We start from the raw sequence: 21,211 nt of genomic DNA on the forward strand, positions 1-21,211 counted from the left end.
CCGGTCCGCGCCTGGCCCATGCTTGAAGACTAAAGCACCTGTGGGAGAATTGATCCTATGACTGATGCGCGTTGGCTCAATTCGAAGGAGCGCCAGGCCTGGCTCTCCCTGCTGGCGGTGACCACCCTGCTGCCCGGTGCCTTGGACCAGCCCCTGCAGCGCGCGGCCCGGGTTTCCCATTTTGACTACACCGTGCTGGCGATGCTCTCCGAGGCCCAGGACCGCACCCTGGCCATGAGCGAACTGGCCCGGCGGAGCAATTCCTCTTTGTCCCGGCTGTCCCATGTGGTGAAGAAACTGGAACTGCGCGGGTGGGTGAAGCGCACCCAGTCAGCCGTGGATGCGCGGGTCACCACGGCCACCATGACCGACGACGGCTGGTCGGCTATCGTCGAGCTGGCACCGATCCACGTCGAATCCGTCCGGCAGCTCGTCTTTGATGCGCTGGACGACGAGGATGTCGAAGCCCTGGAGCGGATCGGGGAAAGAATCCGGCTGCGCCTGGACCCGCACAGCCTCCTGACCCGCGCCTAGGCAACGTGAACGCCCGGACCGGTGCCGCCGTCGTGCCTTCCCGGTTTGCGCTGAAGCCTGTATTTCCCTAGAATTTAAGGCTGTCGTCGTGGTTGAGTCCACCTCCGACTACCTGATCTTGATTGATCGTCACCGTCTTCCCCGCGGCGAGGCACTTCGGGCAGTTCTCACCTGTCCTGGTCAACCTCCGGAAAGTCGCAGTAATAACGGTGTAACAACTGGTGGCGGGTGCTCTTGCACGCAGATTCAGAGGCAGCCCAAACCGCTGTATCTGTTGAGTACCGCCAATATTTACTACAACTGGAGGAGAGTCATGGCAGCACACTGCCAGGTGACCGGAGCCGGCCCCGGCTTTGGCCACAGTATTTCGCACTCGCACCGCCGCACCAAGCGCCGGTTCGACCCGAACATTCAGAAGAAGCGCTACTGGGTTCCGTCCCTGCGCCGCAACGTCACGCTGCAGGTTTCCGCGCGTGGCATCAAGACTATCGACGTGCGTGGCATTGACGCCGTTGTCGCCGATCTCCTGGCGAAGGGTGTGAAGCTCTAATGGCAAAGGACAAGGACGTACGTCCGATCATCAAGCTGAAGTCCACCGCGGGCACCGGCTACACCTATGTCACCCGCAAGAACCGTCGTAACGATCCGGACCGTATGGTCCTGAAGAAGTACGATCCGAAGATCCGCAAGCACGTCGACTTCCGAGAGGAGCGCTAAGCACATGGCGAAGAAGTCCAAGATTGCCCGCAACGAGCAGCGCAAGCTTGTTGTTGCCCGCTACGCCGAGAAGCGCCTCGAACTGAAGAAGACGCTTGTCGACGAGAACGCCAGCGACGAGGCCCGCGAGGCCGCACGCCTGGGCCTGCAGAAGCTGCCCCGCAATGCTTCCCCGGTCCGCCTGCGCAACCGCGACCAGATCGACGGCCGTCCGCGCGGTACCCTCCAGAAGTTCGGTATCTCCCGTGTTCGCTTCCGCAACATGGCCCACGCCGGCGAACTGCCGGGCGTAACCAAGTCCAGCTGGTAACCAGCGGCGCAGCGGAAGCTGCGTAGGAAACACAGCACTGTGAAAAAGGGTGGTGGCCTCGGCCGCCGCCCTTTTTCACATTCCAATGGGGCAAAAAACCCACGAATTGGGCCAGAAACCGCCGAAAACTCCGCGATTTTGCGGGTGTTTTCCGGCCAAGCTGGTAAGTTTTCGCACAGAAGCTTTTCGCGACCGCGCAAAGCTCACGTATCCCGCAAGAGTCCATAAGAGTCCAGGAGGACCTAAATTGGCTAAGAACCGCAGTGAACTGGTTGCAGCTGTAGCAGAAAAGGCAGGCACCAGCCAGACCGCCGTGAACGGCGTCCTCGACGCTCTGTTCGACGTTTTCTCCACCTCCGTTGCCAACGGCGAGAAGATCACCATCCCCGGCTGGCTCGCCGTCGAGCGCACGGACCGTGCGGCCCGCACCGGCCGCAACCCGCAGACTGGTGAAACCATCCAGATCGCAGCAGGCCATAGCGTCAAGCTGACCGCCGGTTCCAAGCTGAAGGCTGCAGTCTCCAACAAGTAAGCTCCACCCGGACTTCGGCAGGGCCGTCACCGCGAAAGGTGACGGCCCTGCTGCCTTTAAACCTGCCGTTGGCTTCGCCTTGTGAAAATCCTGCAATGCCGTGTTCCGGGTTCGACGCTGGCCGGTTGCTTCCGCATAATTGTGAAACCGAACAGCTGAGGGCCCGAGGGGAGGACCGATGCCTGCACACGCCGCGCAGCCTTTGCGCAGCTGGATAGCGAACGCACGCTTGGCGGGCATGGCCGCTGCCTCCGGCCTAGCGGCAGGCGGCCAGCCCGTCTCCGGCCTACAGCCGGGCAGGCTGCGCCGCGGTCAGCTTCAGGCCAGCCAGGCACTGCCGGCGTTTGCCGCCGCGGTCCATAGCGGCCACGAACCCGACTACACCTGGCTGGGTCATCTCGCCATGGCACTGGTCGTCATTCTGCTGATGGGCCGCAGCGATGCGCTGGCGCTCCATCTGTACTGTGCCGTGCACGCCCGGATCGGCTCCTTGCTCCCAGCGCTGCGGATGATCACCGGCACCGGGCGGACTGCCCGGCCGCCGCTTTCGACAGCCGTCCCGATATACCTGGGCCCCGACGTATCCATGGCGATGCGCCACCGTGGGCCACCTGCGCGGCCGGCTGTCTGACCGCGGGCGGTGCCTGGCCAGGCCTTTGACCCGCCGGCCTCGATCCGTTGGCCTCGTTCCGTCGGCCCCTCGAGCCGCCCGCTGAACCGCCCGCCGTCGACCGTCTGCCCTCGTCCGCAGGCGGCTGTGCCCGACCCGGCGCCTGCGGCCAATTGAGGACCCGCCGCGGGATCGATGCCGGCGCTGCGGCCTCCCATTCCGCCGGAACCTGCTGCGCAGGTCCCGGCTTCCAAGACCGCCGGCCGGCCGGGGCGCACCCCCGATGCCCTCGGCCGGGCGGCCCAAAGTCCTGGTTCACCCGCAACGGCCCCTGCTGTGGAACCAGGCGACGTGACCGGCGTTACCGCCGGCCGACAGACGGCCGGCCGGCTGCCGGGCACCCCCGATGCCCGCAGTCGGCCGGCTGGCACGTGCAGCGAAATTACCGGTATTGGTGCCCTGTGGACGAGAATGGATGGGTGCCACATGCAAGACCCTCCTCCCAGTCCAAGCCCCCGATCCCGCGGAAGCAGCCCAGGAACGACGGCGCTGCCTCCCCGGGAGCGCAGGCTGCGGCAGGCGTCGGCACACCCTGGCTGCTGGCCGGCGCCGCAGTTACCGCGGTGGTGCTGGTCCTGGCGCTGATCTATTCCGGGGCGGCGGCGGCAGGGGAGGTATCCGACCCCGGTGGCCTGACCCGCTGGGGTCTGCCGGTGGCCGAGGCGGTCCATAATCTGGCTGCGGCCACCGTTATCGGTTCCCTGGTTTTCGCCGCCGTGATCCTGCCGCGGCAGCTGCGGCCCCGGCGCGCCCGCGGCGGCGCGCAGCCGGACCCGGCCGACGAGCATCCGGCATTCGCCCATGCGCTGCAGCTGGCGGCCTGGGCCTCCATCGCCTGGACGCTGGCCGCCGTGACAGTGCTGGTCCTCACCTTCTCCGACATCTCGGGACTGCCGCTCAGCGGTGACGCACAGTACACCAGCGCGCTGGTGGGCTTTGTGACCGATATTCCCAATGGCCGGGCATGGCTGGCGATCTCCGTCATCGCGGCCGTCGTCTCGACGCTGACCTTCGGCGTCCGGTCGACCACCGGCCTGGCGCTGACGATGCTGCTGGCCATCGGCGGCCTGATCCCGATGGCGCTGGTCGGGCATGCGGCCGGCGCGGACGACCACTACGGCGCGGTCAATTCGATCGGCCTGCACCTGGTCGGCGTAGCCCTGTGGATCGGCGGGCTGATCGTGCTGGCCTTCGTCTCCCGGGACCTGACGGTGCCGGCATCCCCTGGCCGGGGCGGCGGACGGGATGACACCGCTGCCGTGCTGGCGCGCTACTCGGCCCTCGCCCTGTTCGCCTTTGTGCTGGTGCTGCTGTCCGGCGTCGTCAATGCCACCTACCGGATCAACAGCTGGTCCCAGCTGTTCTCCTCCGAATACGGCACGCTGGCGCTCGTGAAGACGGCGGCCACCCTGCTGCTGGGCGCCATCGGGTGGATGCACCGGCGGTGGATCATCCCGCAGCTGGGCACCGGAACCTCGGGTGGGGGAACGGCCACCGGGGTCGTCCTGTCCGCCAAGCGGGTCCTGTGGCAGCTGATCGCCGTGGAGCTGCTCATCATGGGCGCGGTATCGGCGGTGGCCGTGGTGCTGTCGCGGACGCCCCCGCCCGTGCCGGAACTGCCGCCGGTCGAGGCGACGCCCGCCCGGCTGCTGACCGGCTACGAACTGCCGCCGGAACTGACCAGCGAGCGGTACCTGGCGGAATGGCGCTTCGATTGGCTCTGGGTCGCGGTGGCACTGACCCTCATCGTGGCCTATGTCCTGGGCGTCATCAAGATCCACCGGCGCGGCGACTCCTGGCCGGTCCTGCGCATCCTCAGCTGGTTCGTGGGCATGGTGCTGCTGACGTACTTCACGTCCGGTGCCCCGGCCGTCTACGGCATGGTGCTGTTCAGCGCCCACATGCTGGACCATATGGCGCTGACCATGGTGGTGCCGCTGTTCCTGGTCCTGGGGGCGCCGCTGACGCTGGCGCTGAAGGCGCTGACACCACGCGGGGACGGCTCGCGCGGGCTGCGGGAGTGGATCCTGATCCTGATCCACTCGAAGTTCTCCCAGCTGGTGACGCATCCGCTGTTCGCTGCGGCCAACTTCGCCGGCAGCATCATCCTGTTCTACTACTCGCCGCTCTTCGGTCTGGCCCTGCGCGAGCATGTGGGGCATGAGCTGATGAACGTGCATTTCCTCCTGACCGGCTACATCTTTGTCCTGACGATGGTCGGCGTTGATCCGCTGCCCCGGCGGGCGCCCTATCCGCTGCGGTTGGTGCTCCTGCTGGCCACGATGGCGTTCCACGCCTTCTTCGCCGTGTCCATCATGGGGGGAGATTCGCTCATCCAGGCCTCCTGGTTCGGGAACATGGGCCGGGACTGGGGCCTGTCTGCGATCGAGGACCAGCAGCTGGGCGGCGCGTACATGTGGGGGATCGGCGAAATCCCGACAGTGCTGCTGGCGATCATCGTGGCCGTGACCTGGTCCCGCACTGATGCGCGTGAAACAAAGCGTAAAGATCGGGCGGCCGACAGGAATAACGACGCCGAACTGGCGGCTTATAACGATATGTTTGCCAAATTGGCCGAGCGGGACCGGGACGTCCGGCGCTGAGCCACTGACCCAACCGCTGACTGAGAAGTATAGGACACTGATGAGAACCAACTACCGCGTCCGCGCCTCCGAACTGACAGGCCGCGGCTGGCTGAACACCGGCGACAAGAGCCTGAACCTGGAGGACCTGCGCGGCAAGATCGTGTTGCTCGATTTCTGGACCTTCTGCTGCATTAACTGCCTCCACGTCCTGGACGAGCTGCGTCCACTGGAGGAGAAGTACAAGGACGTGCTGGTGACCGTCGGCGTCCACTCACCCAAGTTCGAACATGAGGCCGACCCAGTGGCGCTGGCCGCCGCCGTGGAACGGTACGAGATCCACCACCCGGTCCTGGACGATCCGGAGCTGGAGACCTGGCAGGCCTACGCGGCCCGCGCATGGCCGACCCTGGTGGTGGTCGATCCGGAAGGCTACATCGTCGCCCACCTGGCCGGCGAGGGCCACTCCTCCGGTCTGGGCTCGCTGGTCGAGGAACTGATCGAGGAGCATGAGGCCAAGGGCACGCTGCACCGCGGCGACGGCCCCTACGTGCCGGCTCCCTCCACCGCGGGGGACCTGCGCTTCCCGGGCAAGGTCATCTCCCTGCCCGCCGGCGTCGGATCCGTTGACGGCTCCTTCTTAATCAGTGACACCGGCCACCACCGCCTGGTGGAACTGGGACCGGATCTGGCCACGGTGCTGCGCACCTACGGATCCGGCACCAAGGGCTGGCACGACGGCGGCGCGGACGACGCCCGCTTCAACGAGCCCCAGGGTCTGGTCCTGCTGCCTGAGGCCGTGCGCGCCCAGGTGGGGTACGACGTCGTCGTGGCGGACTCGGTCAACCACCGGCTCCGCGGCGTGAACCTGGCCACCGGCGAGGTGGCGACCGTCGCCGGCAACGGCGTGCAGCGCCTGCTGGACGCGGGCAACGCCTTGGCCGCCCCGGCGGCCGCACCCGCAGCCAGCCCGGCCGGTACCTCCGGGCGTACCGTGGTCGAGCCGCCGGCGCAGACCGGGCCCCGGGCCGCCGGCGAGGATATCTCCACCGTCGACGCGCGCGGCGACCACGATCCGCTGGCCATTTCGCTGTCCTCCCCGTGGGACGTGGTGTGGTCCACGAAGCTGGAGCAGGTGGTCGTGGCGATGGCCGGGGTGCACCAGATCTTTGCCTTCGACCCGGTGACCGGCGCCGTCGAAATCTTCGCCGGAACCGGCAACGAGGGCCTGCTCGACGGTGCGCCCGGCAACGCCTGGTTCGCCCAGTCCTCCGGCCTGGCCGAGGACGCCCACGGCAACATCTGGGTTGCCGATTCGGAAACATCGGCGGTCCGGGTGATCACCTTCGCCGGGAACGACGGCCGGAGCGGCATCGAGGTGGGCACCGCCGTCGGAACCGGCCTGTTCGACTTCGGTTTCCGCGACGGCGACGCCTCCCAGGCACGCCTGCAGCACCCGCTGGGCGTGGCCGCGCTGCCGGACGGTTCCGTCGCGGTGGCGGATACGTACAACGGCGCCGTACGGCGCTTCGATCCGGCGACCCGGACGGTTTCGACCCTGGCCCGCGGCCTGGCCGAACCCTCCGACGTGCTGCTGGACACCGCCGGCCCGGAACCGCTGCTGATCGTGGTCGAGGCGAACAAGCATCAGCTGATCCGCATTCCCATCCCCAAGGAAGCCCAGCAGGTGGACGAAGGCGCGTCGCAGACACAGCGTCCGAAGACCACGGTGGCTCCCGGGGCGCTGGGGCTGACCGTCCGTTTCAAGGCACCCAAGGGCCAGAAGCTGGACGACCGCTGGGGCGACCCGACGCAGCTGAAGATCTCATCCTCCCCGGAGGAACTGCTGGTTTCCGGCGGCGGAACCTCCGTGGGGCTCCTGCGCGATCTGGTGCTGAATCCGGAGGTGGCCGAGGGCGTCCTGCACATCACCGCCCGGGCCGCGGCCTGCGACGGGGAGCCCGGCGGCGAGATCCCGGACCACGCCGCCTGCCACCTGTACCAGCAGGACTGGGGCATCCCCGTGGTGCTGACCGCCGCCGGCGACAGCGAGCTGACGCTGGACCTGCGCGGGCTGGACTGACCCCGGCCTTCTCACCCCATACACCCCAGGCGAAACCTCAGTTTTTGCTGGTTTTCAGGAGGAAATCCAGCAAAAACTGAGGTTTCGCGGGTAGTGGGAGGGGGGCCGGCTTAGTAGTTGACGACGGGCGTGACGGTGGTGGTCGTGTCCGAAACCGCCAGCCGGGCCGTGAAGTTGAATTCCTGGACGACATGCAGCGGAGCAGCCGCGCCGGTGAAGAGGTCCACCTCCGTGGTGTTCAGTTCAGCCTTGCCGGAGAGCGGCTTCAGGACCCAGCCGCCCTGGAACGGCTCGATGACCACTTCGGGATATTCAGTGATGCTCCAGTTGATGTCGCCGTTGATGCGGTTGTTGGTGAAGTGGAAGAACGGGCAGCCGGCCGGTGCGAGCACCTTCTGCTGGGTGCAGTCGTCCAGGAATCCGCGGACCTGGGCATTGACGTCCTCCACCAGCTTGGGCGTGGCTTCGGTGGAGAGCATCAGGCGTGCGGCTTCCGCCGGCTGGCGCCCAACGACGACGGCCGAGGTCGCGGGTGCGGCAAAGTTCTCGGACGTGTAGGTCGCTTCGAATTTTCCGGGGTAGAACACCGCGAAGCGGTTCCTGCCGTCGGGCAGGGCGACCTCGGTGCCGTTGAGGGTGGCTTCCTGCTTGTTGACGACGGATACCTCGATGGTCGGCAGGGCGCTGGGAACGAAGGCCCACTTGTTGAAAAACAGCCAGTCCGTACCCGTCTTCTCCAGGCCGAAGGTGCTGCTCTTCTCCTGGCCGTCCAGCCGGTAAGTCACCGGAATCTCCACGTGCCGCTCATCCAGCTTGCGGGCCTTGCCGACCTCCACGTCCTCCAGTGACTGGGCGGAGGCCGTCAGCGCCGGGCCGTCGAGCATCGCGGCATTCGCGTCCGGAACGGAGGCGTTGAGCAGCCCCAAGGCCTTTTCGCCTTCGCCGTTGCGGAGGGCATCGAAATAGCTGCGGACCTGCTGCTCGGGGCCGTAGACGTTGGTATTGACGACGAATACCGTCACAATCGCCGCGACCACAACAAGCATCAGTCCCAGCAGCCATGCTGCCACGACTTTCACGACCTGTGATGTTGCCTGCACCCTCCACAGGTTACCTGCTCGTGCCCGGGAACCCGGGGAACGGGTTGCGGCAGGTTACCGGGCGGGGGGACAAGCGGAAGTCAGGACGCGACCCGCTCCTGGGCATGGGAGATCTGCTCCGCCCGTACGGTGTTGGCCTCCTCGGTCAGCGCCGCGCCCGCTGCCGCATCCCGGGTCAGGTTGTCGCCGGTCTCCGGGTCGAACAGATGCAGTTTCCTGGTGTCCAGCCAGATTTCCGCCGGATAGCCTGCCCGGATGCGGCTGCCCGGATCCAGCGTCACGACCACCTGCGGCCGCAGTTCCTCCGCGTCCATATCCCTGGCCAATCCGCTCAGCAGTGCCCTGACTTCCGGCGAGGGATCGAAGTTGATATAGCCGTACTGCTCGTTGCCCAGCCATTCGGTGTGGGTCAGCTCCGCGGTAAAGACGGAGCCATTGGCACGCTTGGCCTCGTCGACCAGGCCAGCGTCCTCGAAGTACTCCGGCCGGATGCCGACCAGGACCACGGATCGGCCGGCCGCCTTGCCTGCCGTGTCCGCCGGAACCGGGATGTCGCCGATCGGGGTGCGCAGCAGGGTGCCGCCGGCCGCAGCTTCAATGGTTGCCGGCAGGAAGTTCATCGACGGTGACCCAATGAATCCGGCGACGAACAGGTTGACCGGCTGTTCATACAGTTCCCGCGGCGAAGCGATCTGCTGCAGCACGCCCTTTTTCAGCACCGCTACGCGGTCGCCCAGGGTCATGGCCTCGGTCTGGTCGTGGGTCACGTACACGGACGTGACACCCAGCCTGCGCTGCATCTGGGAGATTTCGGAGCGCATCTGGCCTCTTAGCTTGGCGTCCAGGTTGGAGAGCGGCTCATCGAAGAGGAAGGCATCGGCATGGCGGACGATCGCCCGGCCCATGGCCACCCGCTGCCGCTGGCCGCCGGAGAGGTTGGCGGGCTTGCGGTCCAGGTGCTCCATGAGCTCAAGGGTCCGGGCCGCATCCTTGACCCGCTTCTGGATGTCTTCCTCGCTGTGCTTGTTCTTGGCCAGGCGCAGCGGGAAGGCGATGTTCTCGAAGACCGTCAGGTGCGGGTACAGGGCATAGTTCTGGAACACCATCGCCAGGTTCCGGTCGCGCGGGGCCTTGTCGTTGACCCGCTGGCCGTTGATCAGCAAATCGCCGGAGGTGATGTCCTCAAGCCCCACGATCATCCGCAGCAGCGTCGATTTTCCGCAGCCGGAGGGGCCCACGAGGATGATGAATTCCCCGTCCTCGATGTCGATGCTGACGTCATTGACAGCCGGGAAGCCGTCTCCGTACTGCTTAACGATGTTCTTCAGGGTAATTGCGGCCATGGCAACAGGTCCTCTTCTTGGGGTTTACAAAGTCTTGGCATCGCGCGCTCAGCCCTTGACCGCGCCCTGGGTCAGGCCGGCGACGATCTGGCGCTGGAAGACCAGGACCAGCACCACGATGGGAATTGTGACGATGATCGCGGCAGCCGAGATCGCGCCCACCGGCGCTTCGAACTGGGAGGCGCCGGTGAAGAAGGCCAGCGCCGCCGGCACCGGCCGCGCCGCCTCGGTCGAGGTGAGCGAGATGCCGTACACGAAGTCGTTCCAGGCGATGAAGAAGGCGATGATCGCCGTCGTAAAAACCCCGGGGGCGGCCAGCGGGACGATGGCCTTGCGGAACGCCTGCCACGTTGTGGCACCGTCCACCTGGGCTGCCTGCTCCAGTTCCCATGGAATCTGGCGGAAGAACGCCGCCAGAGTCCAGATGGAGATGGGCAGTGTCAGCGACAGGTACGGGATGATCAGGCCCAGCCAGGTGTCGTAGAGGCCAATGGTCCGCCAGACGTTGAACAGCGGGGTCACGATGGAGATCACAGGGAAGATGGAGACCGCCAGCGCGGTGGTCAGGACCAGCTTCTTGCCGGGGAAGTTCAGCCGCGCAATCCCGTAGGCGCACAGCGTGGCCAGGACGACGGCGACAAAGGTCGCGATGAGCGAGATGCCGATGGAGTTGCGCAGCGCCGACAGGAACAGGCCCTGGGCGTCCCCGACCAGGATCTCCTCGTAGTTGGCCGTGTTCCAGGTGGTCGGCAGCAGCTTCCCGGAGGTCAGGTCGCTGGGCTGCTTAAAGGAGGTAGCGAGGATCGAGAAGACCGGGAACAGCGCGTAGACCAGCACCAGGACGGCGACCAGTGACCAGACCCACTTCATCCGGGTGGAGAGATTGCGCATCACTGGCCTCCCCGGGTGCCGGCCAGATCGACCTTGAAGATCTTGATGGCCAGGAAGCAGATGACCAGGACGCAGATGAACAGCAGCACGGACACCGCCGAGCCCAGCCCGATCTCCAGCCGTGAGATTGAGGTCCGGTAGGCCAGCACCGACAACACTTCCGTGCCGAAGGCGCCCTTGGTCATGATGAACACATTGTCGAAGATCCGGAAGGCGTCCAGTGCGCGGAACAGCACCGCCACCATGATGGCCGCCTTCATGTTTGGGATGATGACCTTGCGCATCTGCTCCCACCAGGTGGCGCCGTCCACCTTCGCCGCCTCAGTCAGTTCCCCCGGCACCTGCGCCAGGCCGGCCAGCAGCAGCAGCGAGATGAACGGCGTCGTCTTCCAGATTTCGGAGACCATGATGACGAACATCGACGGGCCCCATTCGGAGAACCAGTTCAGGTCCGGCGAAATGCCCGGAACCCAGTCAAACCAGCGGTTGATGTAACCGGAGTTGATGTCGAAGGCGTAGAACCAGGCGAAGGCGGAGACCACCGTGATGATCCCGTAGGGGACCAGGATCGCCGTCCGCAGCAGGCCCCGCAGCTGGGTGATCGCCTTGTGCATCACCAGTGCCAGTGCGAAGCCCAGGATGAGTTCGACGACGACGGTGACGATCGTGATCAGCAGCGTGACGCCGAGGTCCCGCCAGAACACCTGGTCCGTGAGGATGACCCCATAGTTGGTCAGGCCGATGAACTCGCGGGTATCCGGGGTGGTCAGGCGGAAGCTGAAGAGCGAATCATAGAGGGCCTGGAGGATGGGATAGGCGGTGACCGCCAGCATGATCACGAACGCCGGCCCGGCCAGGTACCAGCCCAGCCGGGCCTCCGCCCGGGTCCGTTCGCTGCCTCTGGTCCTGCCTCTGTCCTTGCCTCCGGCTTTGCGCGGACGCGGTTCTTCCGCGGTCCGGGTTACTGTGGGCGCGCTCACAGCAGTTTCTCCCCTCGTAGCACGGCGATGATGAACTCCTCGGTGGCCGTGGGGGTCGTTTGCGGATCGACCGCATCCGGGGGAGTCCAGTCTTGCTGCAGTCCGGTGGATATTTCGTTGTAGTACGGTGTCTGCGGCCGGGGCGCCGCCAGCTGCAGCGAATCCCGGATAACCCCGGCCATGGGGAACGACTCGGTGACGGCAGGGTCGTCGTAGGAGGTGGTGTTCGACGGCGGATTGCCGTTGGTGATGAAATACTCCGTCTGGTTCTCCGGGCTGACGATGCATTCGATGGCCTCGTAGGCCAGTTCCGGATGGTCGCTCTTCGCTCCGACGCCGAGGTTGATGCCGCCCAGCGGGGGAGCGGTTTCCTGGTCGGGATGGACCCGCGGGTAGAGCGTCCAGCCGATATCGTCCAGCATGCTCTGCTCCACGGTTTCCTCCTCGACGGCGGCGTTGGTCGCCGGCCAGACGAAGGGATAGTTGACCATGAAGGAGCCTTCGTTCGTCCGGAAGTTGAGCAGCGAAACGTTTTCGTTCTGGGTGGGCAGGCCCGGCCCGCCCAGGCCTTCCCCGCCGATCCGGGAGACGATCCGTGCCGCTTCCCTGCCGGCGTCCGAATCCAGCCCGAGTTCCAGCTGGTCCGCTGGCGCCTCCGGATTCTCCAGGATCTGCCCGCCGGCCGACTCCACCAGCGCATTGACCCAGACCGTCATGGACTCGGCCCGCGCGCCCTGGACCCCCAGGAACTTCTCCTGGCTGGCCGCAGCATCCATCAGCTGGTCCCAGGTCACCGGCTGGGACATGTCCAGCCCGGCCGCCTGGGCCACGGACTTCCGATACCAGAGGATCTGGGTGTTGGCCCAGAACGGCACCGTCACCAGCCGGTCCTCCCACATGGCTCCCTGCAGGGCGCCTTCCACCACATTCTGCGTGGTGCGTTCCGCCACGTCTTCCGGCACCGGCGCCAGGAAACCCGGTTCGGCGAGTTCCGGGATGAAGGGCGGATCCAGGCTCATGATGTCCAGCGAGGTGTCTCCGGCGGCCAGGCGGCGGGCGAGCTGTTCGCGCTGGGAGGCCGCATCATTGGGCAGCAGGGAAGTCTGGATCCGGTACCTGCCGTCCGCCGCGGCGGTGCACTTCTGCGCGATAGCCTCCTGGCCGCCGTCGTCCGGGTTGATGTACCAGGTCAGCGTCGGGGTGGCACTGGCCGGACTGCAGCCGGTGAGGAGGGTGCCGGCCAGGGCAGCTGTGACCCCCGCAGCCCAGGGCCAGCGCCGGGTGCGCAGCATTCGATCGATCGGCATGGGGTTCCTGCCTCCACATCGTCGTAGACAGCCGGATCCCCAGGCCGGTCAGCCTGAGGATCATAAGCAACCTTCGCAATGACGATATGCCGTGTTTGTGATTGGTGCCACCTATGGTGCCGGGATCGCTGTCAAATTGTCACCATTCAGTGCCCGCGGCCGCATCGGGGCGCACCGTGGTCGAGCCGCCGGCGCGCCGCCGGGGCCCGGTCGGCAAGGCTCAGGCCAGCAGCGCGGCGACCGCCATCAGTGCCGGAATCGCCACGACCGTGGTGACCAGCACCGTGTCCTTCGCGACCACCACCCCGCGTTCGTACCGGGCGGCGGCTACGAAGACATTCTGCGCGGTGGGCAGTGCGGCCAGCACGACAGCGGTAAACAGTTCGTGGCCCTCAAGGCCCAGGCCGAAGGCGGCCAGCAGGTAGGCCAGCAGCGGCTGGAGGACCAGCTTGAACACCGAGGCGATGAGCACGTCCAGCCGCCGCCCGTCCGCCGCCCGCAGCGGCCGGGAGCCGTAGAGCGACACGCCGAAGGCCAGGAGCATCGCCGGAATGGCCGCCCCGCCGATCAGCCGGATCGGCTCCATCACCAGCTCCGGCAGGGTCGATCCGGTGGCGGCGAGGAGCAGGCCGATCATCGAGCCGATGATGATCGGGTTCCGCACGATCTGCACCAGGAAACTCACAGGAGTGGTGCGGTGCCGGGACGTGGTGGAGTCCATCAGCATCAGGTGGAGCGGACTGTAGAAGGCCAGCTGGAAAATCAGCACCGGCGCCACCAGCGCGGCGTCGCCCAGTACGTAGGCGGCGATAGGAAGGCCAAGGTTCGCGGAGTTGACCAGCGAGGCGGAGACGCCGCCCATCAGGGACTCCGGTGTCTCCCGCTTCAGCCAGAGCCGGGCCACCAGGAAGAACAGGACGCCGGTGACCAGCGCGCTGGCGGCCGCGACAAGCAGGGAGCCGGAAAAGACCTCCCGCAGGTCCGTCTGGCTGAGCGTTTCCAGCAGCAGGGCGGGGCTGGCGACGAAGAATGCGAGCCGGCTCAGTACCGGCTGCGCACGCTCACCGAGGACTCCGGTGCGGCCGATGAACATGCCGACCAGAATGATGATCCAGACAATGGAAAACCCGGAAATGACCCCCAGCACAGGCTGCGGCCGGCGATCAGCGTGCGACCGCGTACGGCGGGCGCTGTACCTCTTCGGTGACGGACTCGGCCGGATCGGAGCCGAGCTGCTTGATCCTGTTGGCCGCGTCGACGTGGACCACGGTGGGGACGTAGGCCTTCGCCTCGTCCGTGGTCATGTCCGCATAGGAGATGAGGATGACGATGTCGCCCTCATGGATCAGGTGGGCTGCGGCGCCGTTGATGCCGATGACGCCGGTGCCGCGCTCACCCTCGATGGTGTACGTCTCAAGGCGGGCGCCGTTGGTGACATCGACGATGGAGACCAGCTCGCCGGGCAAAATGTCGGCAGCCTCCAGCAGATCCATATCCACGGTGACGGAGCCAACGTAGTGGAGATCCGCGTGCGTGACCGTGGCGCGGTGGATCTTGGACTTAAACATTCTGCGATTCACAGCAGCTTATTCTACGCGTGCCGCGGGGGAGCTTCCATGTGTCACTGGACACACTGCTGCTGCAGCGTCCGGATGTACGACGCCGGCATCCGGTCTGGGAGCCAAAGGCGCCGTTGGGTGGAGCGGGCGACGGGAATCGAACCCGCGTATCGAGCTTGGGAAGCTAGCGCTCTGCCATTGAGCTACGCCCGCACTGGGACCGGCCGCCGGGGCGGCACCGGATCCCGGTAAAACGACGAAACTTAGCTTACCTCAGCCGGCCGCAGACTCCGAACCATGACATGGTGCGGGCGGGGGGCTGGGAGCGGTCAGCATCCGCCGTAGGCCTTGATGTGGCCGTCCAGCCGGTACATGAAGGCTGACATCGATTCGCGGTTGACTGCTTCGGCGGGATGGAAGGAGCCGTCCGGGTACCCGGTCGAGATTCCATGGCCGCCCATCCAGGCGATGAAGTTGGCGAAGATGGAGGTGTTCATGTCGGTGAAGGAGCGGTGGCCGTACCGGTTGACTCCGCAGACTGCAGCGGCATAGCGGTGCATGAATGCTGCCATCGACTCGCGCTGAACCGGCTCGTAGGGGCGGAAGGTTCGGTCCGCCCAGCCGGTTGAGATTCCCTTGGCATGCATCCAGGCGATTTCCTTGTAGTACATATGGCTGGTCGGCACGTCGGCGAAGGGGGATGTGCGGGGCGGGGCGTAGGCCGGGGAGCCGGCCATCCGGTACATGAAGGCAGCCATCGACTCGCGGTTCACTGCGTCCAAGGGGCGGAAGGAGCCGTTGGGCCAGCCGGTGGTGATGCCGCGGTTCTTCATCCAGGTGATTTCCTTGACGAATCCCGAGGCGCCGGTGTCCCAGAAGGGCCCGCTGGGGCCGGCCGATCCCTGCGACGGCGTGCCCGGATACGCGGCCAGATTCGAGACGACCATCCACATACCCTTGTAGGGCCCCGACGTCGGGACAACGTAACCCAGTCCGGCGTGCGTTGCCCGGGGGTCCAGCAGGATCGCCTTGTGGGCGGGTGAAGACATCCAGAAGTCCACGATGGCCCGCGGCGTGTAATTGAAGGCAATGATCTCCCGGTACCAGCTCGCACCGCCGGGGATCAGCGATCCGCCGCCGTCATAACGGTGGATGTTGGCCATGTTGAAGCCGGGTTTGGCGGTGGCGCTGCCCAGATGCGCGGCCCAGTCCTGGGAGACGTTGGCAATGCTCTGGTGCCAGGCCATGGGGCGGACGCCGGCCCGGCTTCGTTCGGCATTCATTAGATCGAAGGTCTGCTTGGCGAACGAGTCGGAGTAGGAGGCTGCGGCCACTGCTGCCGGCGCCGTGGACTGGATGGCGGCGGCCGGTGCGGCGGCGGCTGCCGGTGCCGGCACCGTGCCCAGTGCCAGAGCCGCCATCAGGCCGGCGGATGTGGCGACGGCGTAGGCAGAGTGTTTCTTCATAGTGGTCGTCCCCTGGAGTCGAGAAGTATTCGGGCATGGCAGATCGCACGGACTGTGCAACGTCCGTCCTGCTTCTGCCGGATCCCCCTGCGGATTCGGGTCAAACAATAACCGTCCCGGAAGAACGGTTCTTTCGGCCGGTCTAAGTGCGCAGGATGCAGGATGGTGGCCATGAGGCACCGCAGCGGGCCTGGACAGCCCGGTATTCCGCAGGTGGTGCGGAAAAGTGGCTGCCCCGAACCGCAAGTGTCTCAGCAGTCCCTATTGTAACAATAGTGACAAGAGTCACGTGCGTAACATGCGGGAGGGGAGATGGCGGAGGCAGGCGGCGGCTGACTGCCGCCCTTCCGGTCCTGCCCTGGTGATGCCCCGTTACTGGTGCGGCGGCCGTTCCGATGGCTCGGCATCCCCGGCTACGCGCGCACGGGCCACGGCATCCGCTAGTTCCTGCGCGAACTGCGAGAGCAGCTGCACATCCTCGGGGCGGTGGGCGGAAATCACCTTCTGCAGCTCCTGCGCGAGCGGACCGAAGATCGCTGAACCCGTGGCGCGGGCAGTGTCGGACGTTTCCAGTTCCACCCGGCGGCGGTCCGAGGGGCTCCGCCGCCGCCGCAGGTACCCCGCGCGCTCCAAGCGGTCGATCAGCGCGGTGGTGGCAGGGGAACTTAGCTGCAGTGCGGCACCCAGGGTGCCGGGGGTCGCCGACCGTCCCGTTCGTTCGGCTTCGACAAGCACATTCAGTGCGTTCAGGTCCGTGCGGTGTATTCCGTGCTTGCGGCTCAGGGAGTCGATGAAGCGCTCGGTCTCAACGGTGAAGCGCTGCAGCGCGTAGAGGAGTTCTGTGCTGCCCGCGGCAGGATTGTCCGGGGAAGTGGTCATCGTTCCAGTATATTGTTTCCATCGTAGAGATATTCTGCGGTGGAGAGATGGATGATCTGAGGAGGATCCCATGACCCCCCGTCACGCCCCGGGAACGAGACTTCGGCTGCTGCTGCCCGCGGTGCTCATCCTGATCTGGCTCGCCAGCGCGGCAGTGGGCGGGCCGATGTTTGGCAGGATCTCCGAAGTCTTGACGAATGACCAGGCTTCCTTCCTCCCCGCCAGCGCGGAGTCCACGGAGGCGGGCGAGTGGCAGCGGAAATTCACCGAGTCGGACGCCATTCCTGCCATCGTGATCTTCGAATCCGAGACCGGGCTGAACGGCCAGGACCTCGCCGGCTATGCGGAGATCGGGGGCCGGATGGCAGAGATTGGCGGCGTGCAGCCCGCTGCCAGCCCGCAGGCACCCTCCGTCATCGGTCCGGTCCCTTCGGAGGACGGCTTGGCGGTGCAGTTCATTGTTCCCATCAGCGATGATGCGGAACTCAAGGAGACGGTGGCGCAGTTGCGGGAGGTCGTCGCACAGGAGCTGCCTGCAGGAACCAGAGGCTACGTAACCGGCCCGGCGGGCCTGACTGCGGATCTGGTCAGCGCATTCGGCGGCGTTGACGGGCTGCTGCTGCTGGTGGCGCTGGGGGCTGTCTTTGTCATCCTGCTGGTGGTCTACCGCTCGGTCATCCTTCCGTTCCTGGTGCTCCTGACCTCGGTCTTCGCGCTGTGCGCGGCCATCCTGACCGTCTACCTGATGGCCAGTGCCGGCTGGATCCAGCTCAACGGCCAGAGCCAGGGCATCCTGTCCATCCTCGTGATCGGAGCGGCCACCGACTACGCGCTGCTGCTGGTAGCCCGGTACCGGGAGGCGCTCACGAGGAGCGCATCCAGCTGGGCAGCGCTGCGGACGGCAGTGCGCGGCTCGGCCGAACCGATCGTCGCGTCGGCCGCCACGGTCGTCCTTGCGTTGCTGTGCCTGCTTTTCTCCGATCTCCAGTCCAACCGCAGCCTGGGACCGATTGCCGCCGTCGGAATCATTTTCGCCCTGCTGGCGTCGCTTTCCTTCCTGCCGGCACTGCTGGCGATGTTTGGCCGCACGGCCTTCTGGCCGTTCACGCCCAGGCCTGGCCCTTCCGGAGCGGGGGGAGCCGAGGCCAACGAAGCCCGGACCGCCACCCGCGGAGTCTGGAGCGGCGTTGCGCGCTTGGTGGCCGCGCGGCCTCGCACCACTTGGATCACGTCCACCGCGCTGCTGGTGCTGCTCTGCGGTGGTCTGTTCCAGTTGCAGGCCCACGGTGTGGCGCAGACGGACCTGGTCCTCAGCGAGTCGGACGCAGCGGACGGCCAGCAGGCGCAGGCCCGTCATTTCGACGCCGGCAGCGGCAGCCCGGTGACGATCCTCGCCACCGAGCCGAAGGCCGGCGCAGTACTGGAGCTCGTGGAGAGCACCGAGGGAATCGCCCAGGCGTCTTTGCTCACGGGATCCGCAGGCGCTGAGGCCGGTGGACCTGCCTCCGCAGCCGGAAGCCCGTTGGTGCGGGAGGGCAGCGTGCTGATCACCGCGACCTTGGCCTATGAAGCAGACTCAGAGGAAGCGGAGGACGCCGTTCGCGAACTTCGGCGTGCGCTGCCCGCAGCGGATCCCCAGGCATTAGTCGGCGGCGTGACGGCAACGGCAGTGGACACCAACGACACCGCCCAGGCCGACTTTGCCAAGATCCTGCCGATCGTACTGCTGGTCATCACACTGATCCTGATGGTGCTGCTGCGGTCCGTTGTGGCTGCGCTGCTGCTCGTGGGCAGCGTAGCCCTGTCCTATGCGGCCACCCTCGGGGTCTCCGCGCTCGTGTTCAACCATGTCCTGGGATTCCCCGGTGCGGACGCCTCGGTGCCGCTCTTCGGGTTCGTGTTCCTGGTGGCACTCGGAGTCGATTACAACATCTTCCTGATGACGCGGGTTCGTGAGGAGAGCCTCCGCTCGGGCACCCGGGACGGTGTGCTGCGCGGACTGCGCGTCACCGGCGGGGTGATCACCTCTGCCGGGATCGTGCTGGCCGCTACCTTCGCGGCGTTGGGTGTGATTCCGATCCTGTTCCTGGCGCAGATCGCCTTCATCGTGGCCTTCGGAGTGCTCCTGGACACTCTCCTCGTGCGCTCGCTGCTGGTGCCTGCTCTGGCCTACGACACTGGTCCGGCGATCTGGTGGCCGTCCCGGCTCGCCCGGGATCCGGAAGGCACTACTCCGGATACGGGCCAGGATCCAGCAGCGGCCGGCCCTGCTCCCGGGTCCGGTCCACAAGTTCGCGCCAGGGCCCGGTGAGGAAGCGTTCGGGGATGGAAGCCTCCTGCCGGTCCACGCAGATGCGGTAGGTATAGGAGTCCGGGGTGGGAGTAGTTTCCTCGGGGATCTCGTCCCAGGGGCACGCCTCGATCAGCGGCAGCCAGCGCTGGTCTTCATCCCGGTCCACCTCCAGGCTCCAGGTGCGGCGGATTCCCGCGAAGCCTCCCGTCCTGGACACGGTGATTTTCACTCCACTACTCCTGTTTCCTGCCAGGCGACGAGGACCGCACCGGCTTCCGCGGAGGCCGCGCCAAAGCGCTCGGACGCCGCTTCCGTCGTCGCCTCCGCAAAGCGCGCGAAGCTGCAGTCGGAGGGGACCTTCGTCCCGGTGAGGGCATCGAACCACACGGTTCCCGGGCGCTCCCAGGCATGGCCGCCCAGCGCGGCTGCGGCCAGGTAGAAGGCACGGTTCGGAATGCCGGAATTGATATGGACGCCGCCGTTATCCTCGGTCGTCCGCACAAAGCCCGACATATGCGCCGGCTGCGGATCCGTGCCGATGAGCGGATCGTCGTAGGCGGTGCCCGGGGCCTTCAGGGAGCGCAGCGCCGCTGCCCTGATCTGCGGGGTGAAGATGCCCGCTCCGATCAGCCAGCTAGCATCCTCGGCGCTCTGGCGCAGCAGGTACTGTTCCACGAGCACGCCGAACACATCGGAGACATGTTCGTTCAGCGCCCCGGACTGCCCCGCGTAGACCAGCTGCGTCGTGTGCTGCGTGAAACCGTGGGCCAGCTCGTGTCCGAACACCGTTACCGATTTGGTGAACCGCTCGAAGACCTCGCCGTCGCCGTCGCCGGCCACCACGCGTTCGCCGTTCCAGAAAGCATTGTCATAGTCCCGGCCGTAGTGGACCGTGGCCCGCAGCGGCGAGCCGCGGCCATCGATCGACGGAAAGCCGTACGCGTCCGCCAGCAGCCGGAAGGTTGCGCCCAGGCCGTCATGGGCCTCGTCCGCAGCGGCGTCGCCGGTGGCCGGGTCGCCTTCCGAGCGCACCGTGCGCCCGGGCAGCGCCAGCTCGTTCCCGGCGTCGGATATGATCCGCCGGAGCTGTTGTACGACGGCGGCACCCGGCACGGTGGGGGTCGGTGCCGTTTTGCCGGTGGCTGCCTGCCGGTCACGGCGCAGCGGTTCGACTTCATCGATGGCCTGCCGGGCGGCGTCCGGGGCCCGGTGCAGCTCCGGAACCCCGGGGACAGCAGGACCAGTCAGGGACGCGATCCGGGCCAGCAGGTAGGGCGGAACAATCGAAGAGCGCATTGTGCTCCCACGGTAGACCTGCCGCAGAGGCGCTGCAATGACGGCGGCACCACCCGCAGGCAGCCGATGCGATATTTTTAGACGGTGCTGATTTCTGACCGTGACATTCGTGCCGAGATCGATGCCGAGCGCATCGTCCTGGATCCCTTCGACCCCTCGATGGTGCAGCCCTCGAGCGTGGACGTGCGCATCGACCGTCTGTTCCGGCTGTTCGACAACCACAAGTACGCGCATATCGATCCCGCGCAGGACCAACCGGACCTGACCCGCCTGGTCGAGGTCGCCCCGGATGAGCCGTTCATCCTGCACCCGGGCGAGTTTGTCCTGGGGTCCACCTACGAGACGGTCACCCTGCCCGATGATATTGCCGCACGGCTCGAGGGCAAGTCCTCACTGGGCCGGCTGGGGCTGCTGACGCACTCGACCGCCGGATTCATCGACCCGGGATTTTCTGGCCACGTCACGTTGGAGCTGTCCAATATGGCCACGCTGCCCATCAAACTGTGGCCAGGCTCCAAGATTGGGCAGTTGTGCTTTTTCCGCCTGTCGTCGCCTGCCGAGCACGCCTACGGTGCCGGTGAATACGGCAATCGCTACCAGGGCCAGCGGGGACCGACGGCGTCGCGCAGCCACCTGAACTTCCACCGCACCCGGATCTAGGCCCGGGCC

21 protein-coding genes and 1 tRNA gene are annotated in these 21,211 nt (G+C 66.4%); 10 read left to right on the top strand and 12 right to left on the bottom strand.

The window, feature by feature from the left end; translation table 11 throughout:
• Positions 1 to 57 precede the first annotated feature (57 nt).
• From AC5RWU_RS01000 to AC5RWU_RS01035, 8 genes are all read left to right on the top strand, one after another.
• Entirely contained in the window at positions 58 to 534 is a 477-nt protein-coding gene (locus AC5RWU_RS01000; RefSeq protein ID WP_494029007.1) for a MarR family winged helix-turn-helix transcriptional regulator, read from the top strand.
• A gap of 313 nt (positions 535 to 847) precedes the next feature.
• Positions 848 to 1,084 (top strand): 50S ribosomal protein L28, encoded by a 237-nt coding sequence (rpmB, locus tag AC5RWU_RS01005; RefSeq protein WP_494029008.1) that lies wholly within the window; start codon positions 848 to 850, stop codon positions 1,082 to 1,084.
• Positions 1,084 to 1,251: a 50S ribosomal protein L33 gene (rpmG, locus tag AC5RWU_RS01010; RefSeq protein ID WP_494029009.1), complete on the top strand. Its 168-nt coding sequence runs from the start codon at positions 1,084 to 1,086 to the stop codon at positions 1,249 to 1,251. The genes rpmB and rpmG overlap by 1 nt, the downstream gene beginning before the upstream one ends.
• Positions 1,252 to 1,255: 4 nt before the next feature.
• On the top strand, positions 1,256 to 1,561 hold the full coding sequence (rpsN, locus tag AC5RWU_RS01015) for a 30S ribosomal protein S14 (protein ID WP_494029010.1): 306 nt from the start codon (positions 1,256 to 1,258) through the stop codon (positions 1,559 to 1,561).
• A gap of 247 nt (positions 1,562 to 1,808) precedes the next feature.
• The gene (locus AC5RWU_RS01020) at positions 1,809 to 2,093 is read left to right on the top strand and encodes an HU family DNA-binding protein (protein WP_494029011.1); all 285 of its coding nucleotides are present in this window, start codon (positions 1,809 to 1,811) and stop codon (positions 2,091 to 2,093) included.
• Between the two features lie 178 nt (positions 2,094 to 2,271).
• Positions 2,272 to 2,724: a hypothetical protein gene (locus AC5RWU_RS01025; protein ID WP_494029012.1), complete on the top strand. Its 453-nt coding sequence runs from the start codon at positions 2,272 to 2,274 to the stop codon at positions 2,722 to 2,724.
• 458 nt (positions 2,725 to 3,182) lie between these two features.
• Positions 3,183 to 5,366, top strand: coding sequence for a bifunctional copper resistance protein CopD/cytochrome c oxidase assembly protein (locus tag AC5RWU_RS01030; protein ID WP_494029013.1), 2,184 nt, complete (start codon positions 3,183 to 3,185; stop codon positions 5,364 to 5,366).
• 40 nt (positions 5,367 to 5,406) lie between these two features.
• Positions 5,407 to 7,428 (top strand): NHL domain-containing thioredoxin family protein, encoded by a 2,022-nt coding sequence (locus AC5RWU_RS01035; protein ID WP_494029014.1) that lies wholly within the window; start codon positions 5,407 to 5,409, stop codon positions 7,426 to 7,428.
• Positions 7,429 to 7,538: 110 nt separating this feature from the next.
• On the opposite strand, the gene AC5RWU_RS01040 is transcribed toward AC5RWU_RS01035, so the two are convergent.
• From AC5RWU_RS01040 to AC5RWU_RS01085, 10 genes are all read right to left on the bottom strand, one after another.
• Positions 7,539 to 8,507: a zinc ribbon domain-containing protein gene (locus AC5RWU_RS01040; RefSeq protein WP_494036871.1), complete on the bottom strand. Its 969-nt coding sequence runs from the start codon at positions 8,505 to 8,507 to the stop codon at positions 7,539 to 7,541.
• A gap of 101 nt (positions 8,508 to 8,608) precedes the next feature.
• Positions 8,609 to 9,871: an ABC transporter ATP-binding protein gene (locus tag AC5RWU_RS01045; RefSeq protein WP_494029016.1), complete on the bottom strand. Its 1,263-nt coding sequence runs from the start codon at positions 9,869 to 9,871 to the stop codon at positions 8,609 to 8,611.
• A 48-nt stretch (positions 9,872 to 9,919) separates the two neighbouring features.
• Positions 9,920 to 10,762: a carbohydrate ABC transporter permease gene (locus tag AC5RWU_RS01050; RefSeq protein WP_494029017.1), complete on the bottom strand. Its 843-nt coding sequence runs from the start codon at positions 10,760 to 10,762 to the stop codon at positions 9,920 to 9,922.
• Positions 10,762 to 11,742, bottom strand: coding sequence for a carbohydrate ABC transporter permease (locus tag AC5RWU_RS01055; protein WP_494029018.1), 981 nt, complete (start codon positions 11,740 to 11,742; stop codon positions 10,762 to 10,764). Before AC5RWU_RS01055 ends, AC5RWU_RS01050 begins: the two co-directional genes overlap by 1 nt.
• Positions 11,739 to 13,049 (bottom strand): extracellular solute-binding protein, encoded by a 1,311-nt coding sequence (locus tag AC5RWU_RS01060; RefSeq protein WP_494029019.1) that lies wholly within the window; start codon positions 13,047 to 13,049, stop codon positions 11,739 to 11,741. Before AC5RWU_RS01060 ends, AC5RWU_RS01055 begins: the two co-directional genes overlap by 4 nt.
• Before the next feature lie 220 nt (positions 13,050 to 13,269).
• Positions 13,270 to 14,196 carry an AEC family transporter gene (locus AC5RWU_RS01065; protein WP_494029020.1) on the bottom strand — a complete coding sequence of 309 codons (927 nt, stop codon included), beginning with the start codon at positions 14,194 to 14,196 and terminating at the stop codon, positions 13,270 to 13,272.
• A 16-nt stretch (positions 14,197 to 14,212) separates the two neighbouring features.
• Positions 14,213 to 14,617 carry an aspartate 1-decarboxylase gene (gene panD, locus AC5RWU_RS01070; protein WP_494029021.1) on the bottom strand — a complete coding sequence of 135 codons (405 nt, stop codon included), beginning with the start codon at positions 14,615 to 14,617 and terminating at the stop codon, positions 14,213 to 14,215.
• Between the two features lie 130 nt (positions 14,618 to 14,747).
• Positions 14,748 to 14,821, bottom strand: a tRNA-Gly gene (locus AC5RWU_RS01075).
• A 116-nt stretch (positions 14,822 to 14,937) separates the two neighbouring features.
• The gene (locus tag AC5RWU_RS01080; protein ID WP_494029022.1) at positions 14,938 to 16,074 is read right to left on the bottom strand and encodes a CAP and S-layer homology domain-containing protein; all 1,137 of its coding nucleotides are present in this window, start codon (positions 16,072 to 16,074) and stop codon (positions 14,938 to 14,940) included.
• 372 nt (positions 16,075 to 16,446) lie between these two features.
• On the bottom strand, positions 16,447 to 16,953 hold the full coding sequence (locus AC5RWU_RS01085; protein WP_494029023.1) for a MarR family winged helix-turn-helix transcriptional regulator: 507 nt from the start codon (positions 16,951 to 16,953) through the stop codon (positions 16,447 to 16,449).
• Positions 16,954 to 17,023: 70 nt separating this feature from the next.
• Here AC5RWU_RS01085 and AC5RWU_RS01090 point away from each other — a divergent pair, with 70 nt between their 5' ends.
• Positions 17,024 to 19,264 carry an MMPL family transporter gene (locus tag AC5RWU_RS01090; protein WP_494029024.1) on the top strand — a complete coding sequence of 747 codons (2,241 nt, stop codon included), beginning with the start codon at positions 17,024 to 17,026 and terminating at the stop codon, positions 19,262 to 19,264.
• Here the strand turns inward: AC5RWU_RS01090 and AC5RWU_RS01095 are convergent.
• A complete protein-coding gene (locus AC5RWU_RS01095; RefSeq protein WP_494029025.1) occupies positions 19,182 to 19,475 on the bottom strand; it encodes a protealysin inhibitor emfourin in 294 nt (97 codons plus the stop codon). The genes AC5RWU_RS01090 and AC5RWU_RS01095 overlap by 83 nt on opposite strands.
• Positions 19,472 to 20,542 carry a M4 family metallopeptidase gene (locus AC5RWU_RS01100; protein ID WP_494029026.1) on the bottom strand — a complete coding sequence of 357 codons (1,071 nt, stop codon included), beginning with the start codon at positions 20,540 to 20,542 and terminating at the stop codon, positions 19,472 to 19,474. Before AC5RWU_RS01100 ends, AC5RWU_RS01095 begins: the two co-directional genes overlap by 4 nt.
• Positions 20,543 to 20,626: 84 nt before the next feature.
• Here AC5RWU_RS01100 and dcd point away from each other — a divergent pair, with 84 nt between their 5' ends.
• Positions 20,627 to 21,202, top strand: coding sequence for a dCTP deaminase (gene dcd, locus AC5RWU_RS01105; protein WP_494029027.1), 576 nt, complete (start codon positions 20,627 to 20,629; stop codon positions 21,200 to 21,202).
• Positions 21,203 to 21,211 lie beyond the last annotated feature (9 nt).

It is taken from the genome of Arthrobacter sp. B0427-1-12 (assembly GCF_059092905.1).

Coding starts and splice junctions, on each gene's coding strand:
- AC5RWU_RS01085 (WP_494029023.1), bottom strand. CDS start 16,953: ATGACCACTTCCCCGGACAATCCTGCCGCGGGCAGCACAGAACTCCTC.
- rpsN (WP_494029010.1), top strand. CDS start 1,256: ATGGCGAAGAAGTCCAAGATTGCCCGCAACGAGCAGCGCAAGCTTGTT.
- AC5RWU_RS01100 (WP_494029026.1), bottom strand. CDS start 20,542: ATGCGCTCTTCGATTGTTCCGCCCTACCTGCTGGCCCGGATCGCGTCC.
- AC5RWU_RS01060 (WP_494029019.1), bottom strand. CDS start 13,049: ATGCCGATCGATCGAATGCTGCGCACCCGGCGCTGGCCCTGGGCTGCG.
- AC5RWU_RS01000 (WP_494029007.1), top strand. CDS start 58: ATGACTGATGCGCGTTGGCTCAATTCGAAGGAGCGCCAGGCCTGGCTC.
- AC5RWU_RS01050 (WP_494029017.1), bottom strand. CDS start 10,762: ATGCGCAATCTCTCCACCCGGATGAAGTGGGTCTGGTCACTGGTCGCC.
- AC5RWU_RS01035 (WP_494029014.1), top strand. CDS start 5,407: ATGAGAACCAACTACCGCGTCCGCGCCTCCGAACTGACAGGCCGCGGC.
- rpmB (WP_494029008.1), top strand. CDS start 848: ATGGCAGCACACTGCCAGGTGACCGGAGCCGGCCCCGGCTTTGGCCAC.
- rpmG (WP_494029009.1), top strand. CDS start 1,084: ATGGCAAAGGACAAGGACGTACGTCCGATCATCAAGCTGAAGTCCACC.
- AC5RWU_RS01045 (WP_494029016.1), bottom strand. CDS start 9,871: ATGGCCGCAATTACCCTGAAGAACATCGTTAAGCAGTACGGAGACGGC.
- AC5RWU_RS01090 (WP_494029024.1), top strand. CDS start 17,024: ATGACCCCCCGTCACGCCCCGGGAACGAGACTTCGGCTGCTGCTGCCC.
- panD (WP_494029021.1), bottom strand. CDS start 14,617: ATGTTTAAGTCCAAGATCCACCGCGCCACGGTCACGCACGCGGATCTC.
- AC5RWU_RS01080 (WP_494029022.1), bottom strand. CDS start 16,074: ATGAAGAAACACTCTGCCTACGCCGTCGCCACATCCGCCGGCCTGATG.
- AC5RWU_RS01025 (WP_494029012.1), top strand. CDS start 2,272: ATGCCTGCACACGCCGCGCAGCCTTTGCGCAGCTGGATAGCGAACGCA.